Source organism: Synechococcus sp. PCC 6717 (assembly GCF_022698185.1).
Lineage (GTDB): Bacteria > Cyanobacteriota > Cyanobacteriia > Thermosynechococcales > Thermosynechococcaceae > Thermosynechococcus > Thermosynechococcus lividus.
The window spans coordinates 16,738-30,068 of record NZ_JAKLTV010000028.1; the positions used below are offsets into that span (position 1 = coordinate 16,738).

The window sequence follows — 13,331 nt, forward strand, 5'->3', positions numbered from 1 at the left end:
TGTAAACCACCCCAGAGGCTCGCGGTTGGCTTGCTAACTGCAGGGCTACTGAAAGCTCCCTGCTTTAGCTGGGAGTAGTTTACTTAACACCGCAAGACCTAGAGTGGCTGGGCTATGGCATTGGCCGTTATTTAGCCTGCCGTGTCATTAAAACTCCTTAGCCTCTGAGCTGCTAAGACACCTGCAAAGCAACCGCCGCATGTTTAGCAAGGGTGTTCGCCGGCAACCCACTTTGGAGATGTTGCCACGGTAAAACCTTATCCTGCGGCCAATCAGCCCAGATATAGTCATCCAGCTCAGGAAGCTGCCCCTGCAACTCCTTAAAGCTGCGTCGATAGCTGCCCAAAGACGTGCCATAATGGCGAACGCGCTCTAGCAACGGTGCCAAGCGGCGATCGCCCCGGGAGAGCAAGGCTTGAATGAGGGAATCATTATAGGACTCTGGACGAAACTCCACCCCCAGCTTCCCCAGTTCTTTTTTGAGAAACTTAAGACGTTTCTCCGCCAAGGGTTGTACCCCGTACCACTGGAACGGTGTTTGCGCTTTGGGAACAAAGGTACTACAGCCAAGGGTGAAGCGTAAGCGCGGCGCTGTTTTCTTGAGGGTTTGAAATAAAGCCACCGTGGCCTCAACATCGGCAGTGGTTTCTGTGGGTAACCCCACCATGCCGTAGAATTTGAGCGCCCTGAGTCCTCCCGCTTGAGCGTGGGTGGCAGCTGCGAGGATTTCCTCAGTCTCGAGTTTCTTGTTAATCACGTGCCGCAGACGGGCAGACCCCGTTTCAATCGCAATGGTCAGGGAATGGGTACCCCGCTGGCTCAGCAGTTGCGCCAATGCTTCTGTTACCGTATTTGTGCGTACCGATGCAATACTCAGACGCACCTGTGCAAATTGGGGCTGGCTTAGGTAGTCCATCAAGGCAACAAATTCTGGATGTTGGGTCACAGAGGCACCCAGCAGGCCAATGCGATCGGTCACTGCCAAGCCGCGCTCAATCGCCGGAATCAGCGTCTCGATACTGGGGGTGCGAAAGGGTAAGGTGAGATAGCTTGCCAAGCAAAAGCGACACAGTTCTGGGCAACTGCGCACCACCTCCACCATGTAAATGCTCTCCCACGCTGCAAGAGGGGTCACCACAGTCGAAGCGGCTAAGGTGTGTCCCCGATGGACTTGTTTTTGCACCACTCTCGGCACAGAGGGCTGGGTGGGTTCAATCCCGTTGATGTCACCCCTGGGGCTGGTATAGGTAACGGTGTAAAGGCTGGGAACATAGAGGCCGGGAACCTGAGCAAGACGGTGTAACTGCGTCTGGCGAGGTGCGCTTCGTTCGTGGGCAACGGTGGTCAAAAACGGCTCTAACAGGGGTTCGGCATCCCCTAGGAGAATCACATCAAAAAAGTCGGCAAAGGGTTCAGGATTTGCCGTTAGCACTGGCCCGCCGCCAAAGATAAGGGGATGCCCCTCGTGGCGATCGCGCTGCCAAATAGGAATGTTTAACTGCTCTAGAAGCGCCAACAGATTTGCATAATCCAGTTCCCACGAGAGAGAAAACCCCACCAACTCTGGATGCCGGGGGAGGGGTTCGTGCACATCGGTAAATAGGCGGCTGACGGCAACATCTCGGCGGCGGGCTAAGGTGGCCCACACCAGCTGATAGCCCAAGCTAGTAATGCCAACACTGTAGGTGTTGGGAAAGCCATAAATCACCTGTAATGCATCACTGTTGGGGTGTGCTGGCTCAAAAAGGTACGTTTCCGCAGTGAAGGGATGGTTCACAGGCGCTAGGCAGACCCCCGCTTACGCGAGGCCGTTTTTGTTGTTTTTGTTGTTTTAGGTGCACTTTTAGTTTTTCGGGTTTTCCCGGCTGCGCCAGTTGCACTCCCCCTTTGCCGCGAGGTCTTTTGCGGTGCCTTAGCGGCAAGCAGTGGCAGGGCTTGCTCAAGGGTTATGGTCTCAACACTCACACCATCGGGCAACGCGGCATTCACTTTACCGTGGTTGACGTAAGGGCCGTAGGGACCATCAAAAATTTGCACGGGCTCATCGGTTTCAGGGTGGTTGCCTAACACCGCAAGAACTTGCTTTTTGGCGCGGCCACGGGTTGACTTTGGCATCGCCAGTAGTTCCAGCGCCCGCTCAAGGGTAATGGTATAGACGCTATCTTCGGCTTTGAGGGAGCGGTACTCTTTCTCGCCATCGGGATCTAGCACAATGTAAGGGCCAAATCGCCCCTGATTCGCTTGAATAAGCTTGCCGGAGTCTGGATGTACCCCAAGGGTGCGCGGTAATGATAAAAGGGTCACTGCCAAATCGAGGGTCACTTCATCGGGGCTAACCCCTTTAGGCAATGAGGCGCGCTTGGGCTTGGGGTTCTCGGCGGTAGCTTCCCCCAGTTGTACGTAGGGGCCAAATCGCCCTGTGAGCAAAAAGATGGGTTCGCCTGTCTCTGGGTGTACCCCCAGCTTATCGGGGCCTTCGAGCTTTTGGCGGATCAGTTGCTCGATTTGTTCACGATTCAGACTTCCGGGGGTTGCATCTTGGGGAAGGGAGGCTTTGATGGGTTCGCTACCATTGCCATTTTGGTAAACAATAAACGGTCCAAACCGACCCACCACCACCTCAGCGTTCAGTTCCGGCAGGGCGATCGCTCGGGCTTCTGTCGCTTCAATGGTGCGCTCGCGCTCTTTGACCTGCTGCTCTAGACCCTGCTCCCCCAAATAGAACGATTCTAGGTAGGGCAGCCACTCTACCTCGCCGGTAGAAATATCGTCAAGGGTTTGCTCCATCCGGGCAGTAAAGTTTATATCCACTAAGTCGGGGAAGTATTTTTCAAGGAGGCTGGTAACCGCAAAAGCCGTAAAGGTTGGCTCAAGTGCATTGCCCCGACGCAGGGCATACTCTCGGTCTTGGATGGTGCTAATGATGGTCGCATAGGTGCTGGGGCGGCCAATTCCTGCTTGTTCTAGAGCTTTGACTAAGCTGGCCTCGGTGTAGCGTGGCGGAGGCTGCGTTTCGTGCCCCGCACTTTCGAGGGTTTGACAGCGCAGAATCTCTCCCACCTGCATCAGCGGCAGAACCACTTCTTGGCTTTCGAGGGCAGCATCGGGGTCATCGGAGCCTTCGACGTAGGCACGGAAAAAGCCCGCAAAATCAATCCGTTTGCCGTGGGCCCGGAAGAGGGCATCGCCAGCAGTAATGGACACCGTTAAGAGAGTGAGGCGGGCATCGGCCATTTGGGTGGCAACGGTGCGCTTCCAAATCAGTTCGTAGAGGTCTAGTTCGCGATCCCGCAGGTTTGTTTCTTGGGGGGTGCGGAACTGGCTGCCAGCAGGGCGAATGGCTTCGTGGGCTTCTTGGGCACCCTTGGTTTTGGTGGTGTACTGCCTGGGCTGGGGGGAAAGAAAGGCTTTACCGTACATGGTTTCAACACAACTGCGGGCAGCGGCGATCGCCTGCTCCGACAGATGCACCGAGTCGGTACGCATATAGGTGATATAGCCCTCCTCGTAAAGCTTTTGGGCAATCCGCATTGTCTCGCGCGCTGAAAGGTGCAGCTTGCGGTTGGCCTCCTGTTGCAGCGTAGAGGTGGTAAAAGGGGGAGCAGGTTTGCGGACTTGTTGGCGCTCTTCCTGTTCGCTAACCGTCCAGGTTTCCGTCAAGAGGCGATCGCGCAGGGCATTAGCCGCAGCCTCATCCAGCAGCAGGACAGCGTTGGGATGACGCAGTTGCCCAGTGGCCGGATCAAAATCATTGCCCGCAGCCACCCGCTGCCCACCCACACTCACAAGCCGCGCTGGAAATAGAGTTCCCCGCTGATCAAGAACCGCCTTGAGATCCCAAAACTGACCTTTACGAAAGGCTAGGCGCTCCCGCTCCCGCTGCACGAGTAGGCGCACCGCCACAGACTGTACCCGCCCCGCCGACAGATGGGGGGCAATTTTGCGCCACAGCAGGGGGGATAGGGTGTACCCCACTAGGCGATCTAGAATTCGCCGCGTTTCTTGGGCGCGCACGAGTTGCTGGTTCACCTCGCGGCAATTGCGGAGGGCAGCTTGAATCGCCTCATCGGTAATCTCGTGAAAGACCATGCGCCGTACGGGCACCTTAGGGTTGAGAAGTTGCAGTAGGTGCCAACTAATACTTTCCCCTTCGCGGTCTTCATCAGTTGCTAGGAGTAACTCATCGGCGTTCTCAAGGGCTGTTTTTAGTTCCTTAACAACTTTTTGCTTATCCTTAGGGACGATGTACAGTGGCTCAAAGCCTGCGGCCACATTCACGCCCAAGGTCGCCCACTCTTCCCCCTTAAATTCTGCGGGTACATCGGCAGCACTGCGGGGAAGATCCCGAACGTGTCCCATGGAGGCTTCAACGCGATAGTCCGCGGGCAAGAACTTGCGAATAGTACGGGCTTTGGTGGGCGATTCAACAATAACAAGGGTGGACATGGCAAACGCTGCGGAATAGGCTCTCAAGCACACTCAAGTATAGGACAGGGCATTATATTTGAGTGATGTTATCTCACCCTATCATGGGGAGCAAAGGGGCAAGACCTTGATCCATAACTTAGCGTACCCTAGCTGTCTATTGTTGTCTTTTGTTGTCTGTACGGCTGGAATTAAGGCACTAGAAATGGCAGGCAACCTAGCAGGACTACCTAACCACGGGGTTGGAGTTGCCGATGGGGAGTTAGCCCCAGGTCAGTTGGCTGGCATCTAACATGGAACATAGAGGTTGTCCTAAGGATAATGCCATGGCCACAACACGACAATTTAGCAGCTTCAATGATCTGATCTCCCATACCTCCCAGCCACTCCTCATTGATTTTTATGCAGACTGGTGTGGCCCCTGCCGGATGATGGTGCCAATTCTTGATCAGGTGAAGCAGCATCTTAAAACAGCGGTTGAGATCGTTAAGATAGATTCTGAACGTTACCCACAACTAGCAAGCCAGTACCGGATTCAGTCCTTACCTACGCTCCTACTCTTTTACCGTGGTCAGGAAGTGCAGCGGTGGGAAGGGGTTCAGCCACCTGAAGTATTGATTGATGCCATTCGGCGACTGTAGGCTGCTTGAGAGCATCAGCCTGCGTGAGGGGGCTACCATGTGGCGTGCTCTCGCAGCCGCTCTATGAGTTTAGGTCCAATCCCCGGAACGGCGTCCACCTCTGCCCAAGATGTAAAGGGTTTTTTCTGCCGTGCCTTCAGGATCTCTGCCGCCAGTTTGGGGCCAATCCCCGGTAGGGTTTGTAGCTCAGCCGCGGTGGCGGTATTCAAATTTATCTTGGGGGTACTGCTGCCAGTGGTTCTCGATGGGGAGCGCGTTTCAATGMCCCCGCCGCACTTGGCCAGTTGTTGGGCGATGCGATCGCGCACTTGGGGGGGCAATCCTAAACGGCTGTTGGCGTAGAGCCGCTCAAACTCTCGCTCGTAGTGAGCCGCAACGGTCGGGTGCTCAATCACCAGCAGGAATTCATCATTGCCGCGATTGGCCGCCTCAGACCAGTTATGGGAGCCAACAATGACGGTCTGACGATCAATCAGTCCATACTTGTGGTGCAGCTTATCCCCTTGGGGAAGGGTTGGGGTTCCCACGGTCGTAAGGGGAGTCTGCCAAGGTCGATTCCCCGCTTCGTAGTAGCATTGGCTGCGCCCCGCTTGAGCCGTGTTTGCCATGGCCACCCCCAGCATATCTAGCGCCTCACTAAAATCGCGGTAGATAAAATCCTCATCGATCAGGGCACGGATGGTGACTCCCCGCTGGTGTTGTGCCTCAAGCACGTCGGACAACTCTTGATCCGAAAAGACAAATAAAGCCAGATCAATGGCGTGCCGTGCTCTGGCCAGCCATCGGCCAACCAGACCATTGGTGGACTCTGCCCACGGGCGCGATCGCGAGGTCGGAGAAAAGCGCACCGCCACAATCGCATCCCCCACCTGTACCTGTCGCGTTGGCCGGAGGGGCTTTTGCACGCCGAAGCGGCTATCCAGCTTGCCCCCTGGCCCATCCCCCCACATGATGTTAAATTCTTCGGTAAATAGTTGCGCCACCGCTGGACTGTCAATGACCAGTAGCGAGTTGGCATTGCCACGGGTTTCCGGTCGGCCTAGATCGCCGTGAATATCGCTGAGGGTAAAGTTTGCCGTTGTGGCCACCACCCGCTGATGATCAATCACCATAAACTTGTGGTGCATGAGCATACTGCCCTTTGAGCCATCGGCAGTATCATCGAGCCACGGCACGTGAGCCTGATCAAAAATCGTCAAAACATCGCGTTCCGCTAGCTCTTGGGGGCTAAGATGGCGATCGCCATTGGTATCCACTAAGGCGTGCCAGTCATCATAGCGCTGCCGCATTCGCGGATCCAGCCGATTCACCATCGCTGGGCTATAGGTTGCCCACGGCTCGGTATAGGTGTTTTCCATAATCACTCGCACCGGCACTCCCGCTTGCTGTTTAGCTGCCAGTGCCTTGGCTAAATGAGGTAGCCGAAACTCTTGGATAGCTACATCAATACGGGTACGCGCTGCCTTAACCGCTTCGATAAGAATGGCCTCGAGATCTTCGCCGTCGCGGGTGTAGGGGCGATAGGGTTCCCGATAGCGATGGGCTTGGGAGTGATTCATATGCACCGCAATCTGGGGGTGTTGCGGCAGCGGCTCTAGGGACGTGGTTACCAACGGACTGGAGCGCAACTGGCTCAGCACCACGAGGGCAAGGAGCACCCCTATACAAAACAGCGCCAGATAACGCCAGTAGCGGCGCAGAGCATTCCCCAAGAGCATCAACCCCATTACCCATTATTCCTGCCGTGGCTAAACCCGCATTTTACCTAGCTTCTCACTTGCTGATAAGATAGCAGGCAATAGTCCGCTATCGATAAAGGCAACCATATGGCACAGGGACAAGGATTTGGCTTTGGTCTGGGCAAAATGAAAGAGTTGGCCGCGGCCATCCAAAAAGCACAGCAGGTTCAAGAAGGCGCCAAAAAACTCCAAGAAGACCTTGAACAAATGGATATTGAGGGTCAAGCTGCGGGGGGAGCAGTCAAGGTGATTATGAGCGGCACCCAAGAGCCGCGTCGGGTGGAAATCAACCCCGAACTGCTCAGCGAAGGGGCAGAGGTTCTCTCTGATCTGGTGACTGCGGCGATGAAAGATGCCTACCAGAAGTCCACCGCCACCATGCGAGAACGGATGGAAGAATTGACTGGTGGCTTGAATGTGTCTGGTTTAGGTTGAGTTAGCCCGTTCCTGCCCGCCATCTCACTGTGGAGGCTATCGTGCTGCGTATTCTGATTGTGGAAGACGACCCCATGATGCAGTTGGGGCTAGAGCAGTCTCTAGCAGGGCAGTTTACGGTGGTGGGCTTTGCTGAGGATGGCTATCGCGGTGTGGGCTTGGCACGAGAGCTGCGACCGGATGTTGTGGTCATGGATATTGGCCTACCTGGCTTAGATGGGATTGCGGCAACGCAGCGCATTAAGCAAGAGTTACCAGAGATTCATGTGGTGATGCTCACGTCCCATCAGTCCGCCCTTGAAGCAGTTGCTGCCCTTTCTAGTGGCGCTGATGCCTATTGTATTAAGGGGGTTACAGTGGAGCGATTAGTGACGGCGATCGCCGCTGCCTGCGAGGGAGCCACCTAACCTAGATCCGCAAATTGCCCGCCACGTGATTCAGCACTTGCGACCAGTTCATCCCCAACTTGAGCATTCCCTCTCTCCGCGGGAGTTGGATGTATTGCGGTTAATGGTGGAGGGCTATAGCAACCCAGAAATTGCGGGCAAGCTGTTCCTCAGCCCCAATACGATTAAAACCCATGTCCGGGGTATCTTAAATAAACTGGCCGTGGACGATCGCGTTCAAGCGGCGGTTGTTGCACTTCGTAACGGCTTGGTATAACTACCCACACGCTTATCGGAGCAGTTGCTACTGTAAAGGAGACCTGTTTATCCGTGCGTTGAGCGTGTGTCCCATGACATCTCAGAGCGATGCAGCAACAATTTTAGCCCCCGATGAAGAGTGGCCAGTTTTACAAATTACAACGCCAGCGTCAGTCCAAGAGATTCGCCTAAGTCAACCGCGAATGCGAGCGGGGCGATCGCCCCACAATGAAATTGTCATTTCCTATCCCACCATTTCGCGGCACCATTTTGAAATCAGTAAAACTGATACAGGCTACACCATTCAGGATTTAGGAAGTAAATTAGGGTTGCTTTTTGGCGATCGCCCCGTCAACCATAAACATCTCGAGGATGGCGACACATTTTTTATTGGCTAACTGACAGGCTTTACCCCCGCCTCCAGTGGTACGGTTCTCATTAACGGCAACGACCTTTACCGCCATTTTGATGCCTACCGGTCTGAGTTTGCCTACGTCCCCCAAGAAGATATTGTCCACAAAGAATTAACCGTGGCAGAAGCCTTGAACTTTGCCGCTCAGTTGCGGATGCCTGCCGATGTAACTCCCCGTGAGCGTGAGCAGCGGGTTGTAGAGGTCATGGCCATTTTGGGCTTGAGCGATCGCCGCGATGTCCCTATCAAAAACTTGAGTGGCGGTCAGCTAAAGCGGGTCTCTATTGGTGTGGRATTGCTGACCAAACCCAGCTTATTCTTTCTAGATGAGGCCACCTCCGGTTTGGATCCGGGCACCGAAGCAGAGGTCATGTGCTTACTGCGGGGTCTAGCCAATGATGGCTGCACCGTTGTTCTCATTGACACCCTGCACTAAGGGAGGTACCCCATGGCCACCTTAACCCTGTTGGGGCAGACCCAACTTCAGGACTACGTTACCGCCGTGGCGTGGGGCGATCGCTATCTTTTAGCTACTTCTGCCGCAGGGGATGTGTATCAGATTGATCCGCTGTTAGGGGAACAGGTGATCCTGCAACCAGCAACCGAGCAAAGCCTTGATGTGCTTGCGGTCGCAGGCGATCGCTGGGCGGCGGCTGGCCAGCAAGGACGGCTGATCATCGGCTCTTGGCACGAAGGAGACGATCGCCGTCACCTTCTGAATTATGGTTCAGTGTGGATCGATCAGCTCGCATGGCACCCGCACCACCCATGGGTGGCCTTTAGCTTGGGGCACTACGTCCAAGTATGGGATGCAGCTGCCGCAGAGGTGATCACGACCCTCGACTTTGGCGAGTCCTCCGTTTTAGCACTTGCTTGGCAACCCACGGGAGAGACCTTGGCTGTGGCAGGCTACCGCGGGATTCAGGTGTGGGCGGTGGCAGATTGGGATGCCGATCCCCTCGCCCTTGGGTTTATGTCCGCCGCTGTGGGTCTCGCATGGTCGCCCCAAGGCGACTACCTAGCCGCCAGCAACATGGATCACACCCTCTTTGTCTGGCGATGGGGCGATCAGTATCCATGGCAGATGCAGGGGTTCCCCGGCAAAGTGCGAAACTTGAACTGGCTGAGTCCTACCCTAGGGGCGATCGCGCCGCGCCTTCTCACGAGCTCCCAAGAGGGGATCATCCTCTGGCAGTTCAGCCCAGAACAGGACAGTTGGCAACCCAATCTCTTGGAGCTGCATCGTGGCACCGTGCGAGCGCTGAGCCTACATCCCAATGGCCAAGGCTTTGCCTCCAGCGGGGATGAGGGGTGGCTCTGTCTTTGGCAGCAGTTGCAACCCCGCCAACTCCTAGATGCTGGGGATGTGAGTGCGCTGGCATGGCATCCCTTAGGGCACTATCTTGCCGCTGGTGGCTCTCAAGGGGAGGTCTGGGTTTGGAGCGCTCAAGCGGGGTAATGCCTGTGGTAGGATGTTGCTGCTCAGGTATGGGGCAACGTGGATGCAGTTGATCGATCGCTATGGCCGCCTTTTTGGCAAACTCAGTCTGCTAGACATTGGTGCCGGAGTTGTGCTGCTGTGCGTACTTGTGGGCTTGTTTGTGTTGCCGGGGCGATCGGGCACCTCCCTTGCCCAAATCACCACCGCCAAGCCCATAGAAGTCGATATCCTCGTGTTGGGCTTAAGTACCCCAACGCCCCAAGACTTAATTCCCAACGGCAGTACGGCAAACTTTATTATCCGCAACCAGCCCTACGGCCAAATTACAGTCAAAAATGTCCAAGTGCTACCCCGCACCGTCACCGTCTCGCAGCCCGACGGCTCGGTAAAAGCCCTACCCGACCCGCGCCCCGAAATGGCCTTTAGCAGCAATCTTTTAGTCACCCTCGAAGGCAAAGGTCAAGTGACTAACAGTGGCCCTGTCCTTGGGAACAGTGCCATCAAAGTAGGTACCCCTGTCGAACTAGAGGGCAAAGAGTATAACTTTCGCGCATCCGTCATTGCCGTGAGGACATTTTAGGAACCATTGCCACACAGTCAATTTCCACCTTCACCCCCTTGGGCAGACGTGAAACCTCAACACACGCCCGTGCGGGAGCTGTGTCGGGGTCAACATATTCACCATAGACGCTATTCATGGCAGCAAAATCATTTAAGTCCGCTAAATATACTGTTGTTTTCACCACCTGCGACCAGTCACTCCCCGCTGCCCTGAGCACCGCACTCAGGTTCTGCATCACCTGACGGGTTTGGGCAACAACATCTTCGCCACCAACCACCTCCCCCGTCTGCGGATCAAGGGCAATTTGCCCCGCCAAAAAGACCCACTCCCCCACCTGTACCGCTTGACTGTAAGGCCCAACGGGGGCTGGGGCATCCGGTGTATAAATAATTACTTTCGTCATAAAACTTAAAATAGTTTACAAAGCGGGGCGATCGCCCTAAAAGCTGATGATATAGGGCATTGTCAAACCCATACCAGCAACAAATCAATGGGTATCATAGCGCAAAGATATGCATTTATACCCCCATAAACATGTCAAGAATTCAAGCATCTTAAATAATGTTAATTATCGGCAAAGCCTGTACTACCCTTCTATAATGCTGAATTGAGCATTCGCCTCCAGAACGGGCTTTATCGTTCCATTCGGTGTCATTAGAGTAAAGATTCTTCATAATCTTTATCCTAACGACCAGTCTATTAAATGAAGCGAATGCCCTCGTTCCTTCCTTGCCTAAGAGAGAGGAGAGACTCGATGACCATCAGTCCACCGGAGCGAGAGCCAAAAGTCAGAGTCGTGGTTGACAATGACCCGGTACCTACGTCCTTTGAGAAATGGGCAAAACCTGGGCATTTTGATCGCACTTTGGCCAGAGGTCCCCAAACCACCACATGGATTTGGAACCTTCACGCTCTTGCCCACGATTTCGATACACACACTAGCGACCTCGAAGATATTTCCCGCAAAATCTTCAGTGCACACTTCGGCCATCTGGCAGTGGTGTTCATCTGGCTGAGTGGGATGTACTTCCACGGTGCAAAATTCTCTAACTATGAGGCTTGGCTGGCCGATCCTACCGGCATCAAGCCCAGTGCTCAAGTTGTCTGGCCCATTGTCGGTCAAGGCATCCTCAACGGTGATGTCGGCGGTGGTTTCCACGGCATCCAAATCACCTCGGGGCTATTCCAACTCTGGCGAGCCTCTGGGATCACCAATGAGTTCCAGCTTTACTGCACCGCGATCGGTGGCTTGGTCATGGCTGGCTTAATGCTCTTTGCAGGCTGGTTCCACTATCACAAGCGCGCTCCCAAGCTGGAATGGTTCCAAAACGTGGAGTCCATGCTCAACCATCACTTGGCTGGTTTACTCGGCCTCGGTTCCTTGGGATGGGCGGGTCACCAAATTCACGTTTCGCTCCCCATCAATCAGCTCCTGGATGCGGGTGTGGCGGCGAAGGATATTCCGCTGCCCCATGAGTTCATTCTCAACCCCAGCTTGATGGCAGAGCTTTACCCCAACATCAATTGGGGGGTGTTCAGCGGTGTGATTCCGTTCTTCACGTTTAACTGGGCCGCTTACTCAGATTTCTTGACCTTCAAAGGTGGTTTAAACCCCGTTACCGGTGGCCTTTGGCTGTCGGATACGGCACACCACCACGTGGCGATCGCCGTCCTCTTTATCATTGCCGGTCACATGTACCGCACCAACTGGGGAATTGGCCATAGCCTCAAAGAAATTCTTGAAGCTCACAAAGGCCCCTTCACTGGGACTGGGCACAAAGGTCTCTACGAAGTGCTGACCACGTCTTGGCATGCCCAACTGGCGATCAACTTGGCCATGATGGGGTCGCTTAGCATCATCGTGGCGCAGCACATGTACGCGATGCCGCCCTATCCCTACCTTGCCACCGACTATCCAACCCAGCTATCGCTATTCACCCACCATATGTGGATTGGCGGCTTCCTGATTGTTGGCGGTGCCGCTCATGGGGCAATTTTCTTTGTGCGGGACTACGACCCAGCCGTCAACCAAAACAACGTGTTGGATCGCGTTCTGCGGCATCGGGATGCCATTATTTCTCACCTGAACTGGGTCTGTATTTTCTTGGGCTTCCACAGCTTCGGACTGTACGTCCACAACGACACCATGCGAGCCTTTGGTCGTCCCCAAGATATGTTCTCTGACACTGGCATTCAATTGCAGCCGGTCTTTGCCCAGTGGGTGCAGCACCTGCATACCCTTGCGCCGGGCGGTACTGCTCCCAACGCCGCAGCCACTGCTAGCGTGGCGTTTGGGGGTGATGTTGTGGCAGTGGGTGGCAAAGTCGCCATGATGCCGATCGCCCTTGGCACCGCTGACTTCTTGGTGCACCACATCCATGCCTTCACCATTCACGTGACGGTATTGATTCTGCTCAAGGGTGTGCTGTTTGCCCGTAGCTCTCGCTTAATTCCCGATAAAGCCAATTTGGGCTTCCGGTTCCCCTGCGACGGCCCCGGTCGGGGTGGCACGTGCCAAGTCTCCGGTTGGGATCACGTCTTTCTTGGCTTGTTCTGGATGTACAACTGCATTTCCGTGGTTATTTTCCACTTTAGTTGGAAGATGCAATCGGATGTGTGGGGGACGGTTGCCCCCGATGGCACCGTGTCTCATATTACGGGCGGTAACTTTGCCCAAAGTGCCATCACCATTAACGGCTGGCTACGGGACTTTCTGTGGGCACAAGCCTCCCAGGTGATTGGCTCCTATGGTTCAGCCCTATCCGCTTACGGCTTGCTCTTCTTGGGTGCTCACTTTGTTTGGGCCTTCAGTCTGATGTTCCTGTTCAGTGGCCGTGGCTACTGGCAAGAGCTGATTGAGTCCATTGTTTGGGCACACAACAAGCTAAAAGTTGCGCCAGCAATTCAACCCCGTGCCCTGAGTATTATTCAAGGTCGGGCGGTCGGTGTGGCGCATTACCTCCTAGGGGGGATTGCCACCACATGGGCATTCTTCCTAGCTCGAATTATTTCTGTAGGATAGGGGCGAGGAG

Annotated in this window: 13 protein-coding genes; 9 read left to right on the top strand and 4 right to left on the bottom strand. The window is 54.9% G+C overall.

Annotated elements, in window-relative coordinates; translation table 11 throughout:
- Window positions 1-172: 172 nt before the first annotated feature.
- Complete coding sequence (locus L5470_RS10725) at window positions 173-1,777, bottom strand: B12-binding domain-containing radical SAM protein (RefSeq protein ID WP_499499950.1); 1,605 nt, start codon at window positions 1,775-1,777, stop codon at window positions 173-175.
- A gap of 5 nt (window positions 1,778-1,782) precedes the next feature.
- The gene (gene topA, locus L5470_RS10730) at window positions 1,783-4,446 is read right to left on the bottom strand and encodes a type I DNA topoisomerase (RefSeq protein ID WP_499499952.1); all 2,664 of its coding nucleotides are present in this window, start codon (window positions 4,444-4,446) and stop codon (window positions 1,783-1,785) included.
- A 305-nt stretch (window positions 4,447-4,751) separates the two neighbouring features.
- On the opposite strand from topA, the gene trxA reads away from it, so the two are divergent.
- Window positions 4,752-5,066, top strand: a complete 315-nt coding sequence (gene trxA, locus L5470_RS10735; RefSeq protein ID WP_448515407.1) for a thioredoxin — start codon at window positions 4,752-4,754, stop codon at window positions 5,064-5,066.
- A 32-nt stretch (window positions 5,067-5,098) separates the two neighbouring features.
- Here the strand turns inward: trxA and L5470_RS10740 are convergent, their stop codons facing one another.
- Window positions 5,099-6,793, bottom strand: coding sequence for a DUF655 domain-containing protein (locus tag L5470_RS10740; RefSeq protein WP_499499954.1), 1,695 nt, complete (start codon window positions 6,791-6,793; stop codon window positions 5,099-5,101).
- 99 nt (window positions 6,794-6,892) lie between these two features.
- Here L5470_RS10740 and L5470_RS10745 point away from each other — a divergent pair, with 99 nt between their 5' ends.
- The 7 genes from L5470_RS10745 to L5470_RS10775 all read left to right on the top strand — a co-directional run bounded on the left by L5470_RS10745 (window position 6,893) and on the right by L5470_RS10775 (window position 10,317).
- Entirely contained in the window at window positions 6,893-7,240 is a 348-nt protein-coding gene (locus L5470_RS10745; RefSeq protein WP_099798900.1) for a YbaB/EbfC family nucleoid-associated protein, read from the top strand.
- 41 nt (window positions 7,241-7,281) lie between these two features.
- Window positions 7,282-7,647, top strand: a complete 366-nt coding sequence (locus tag L5470_RS10750) for a response regulator (protein WP_499499957.1) — start codon at window positions 7,282-7,284, stop codon at window positions 7,645-7,647.
- A 25-nt stretch (window positions 7,648-7,672) separates the two neighbouring features.
- Window positions 7,673-7,903 carry a helix-turn-helix domain-containing protein gene (locus L5470_RS10755; RefSeq protein WP_499499959.1) on the top strand — a complete coding sequence of 77 codons (231 nt, stop codon included), beginning with the start codon at window positions 7,673-7,675 and terminating at the stop codon, window positions 7,901-7,903.
- A gap of 73 nt (window positions 7,904-7,976) precedes the next feature.
- A complete protein-coding gene (locus L5470_RS10760; protein WP_499499961.1) occupies window positions 7,977-8,282 on the top strand; it encodes an FHA domain-containing protein in 306 nt (101 codons plus the stop codon).
- Window positions 8,283-8,732: an ATP-binding cassette domain-containing protein gene (locus tag L5470_RS10765; protein ID WP_499500022.1), complete on the top strand. Its 450-nt coding sequence runs from the start codon at window positions 8,283-8,285 to the stop codon at window positions 8,730-8,732. It begins immediately after the preceding gene.
- Between the two features lie 12 nt (window positions 8,733-8,744).
- The gene (locus L5470_RS10770) at window positions 8,745-9,755 is read left to right on the top strand and encodes a WD40 repeat domain-containing protein (protein ID WP_499499963.1); all 1,011 of its coding nucleotides are present in this window, start codon (window positions 8,745-8,747) and stop codon (window positions 9,753-9,755) included.
- Window positions 9,756-9,768: 13 nt separating this feature from the next.
- Window positions 9,769-10,317, top strand: coding sequence for a DUF4330 domain-containing protein (locus tag L5470_RS10775; RefSeq protein ID WP_227517300.1), 549 nt, complete (start codon window positions 9,769-9,771; stop codon window positions 10,315-10,317).
- Here the strand turns inward: L5470_RS10775 and L5470_RS10780 are convergent.
- Window positions 10,295-10,702 (bottom strand): RidA family protein, encoded by a 408-nt coding sequence (locus L5470_RS10780; protein WP_099798905.1) that lies wholly within the window; start codon window positions 10,700-10,702, stop codon window positions 10,295-10,297. The genes L5470_RS10775 and L5470_RS10780 overlap by 23 nt on opposite strands.
- A 351-nt stretch (window positions 10,703-11,053) precedes the next feature.
- Between L5470_RS10780 and psaA the strand changes: the two genes are divergently transcribed.
- Window positions 11,054-13,321, top strand: a complete 2,268-nt coding sequence (gene psaA, locus L5470_RS10785; protein WP_198405929.1) for a photosystem I core protein PsaA — start codon at window positions 11,054-11,056, stop codon at window positions 13,319-13,321.
- The last annotated feature ends 10 nt before the right edge of the window (window positions 13,322-13,331 follow it).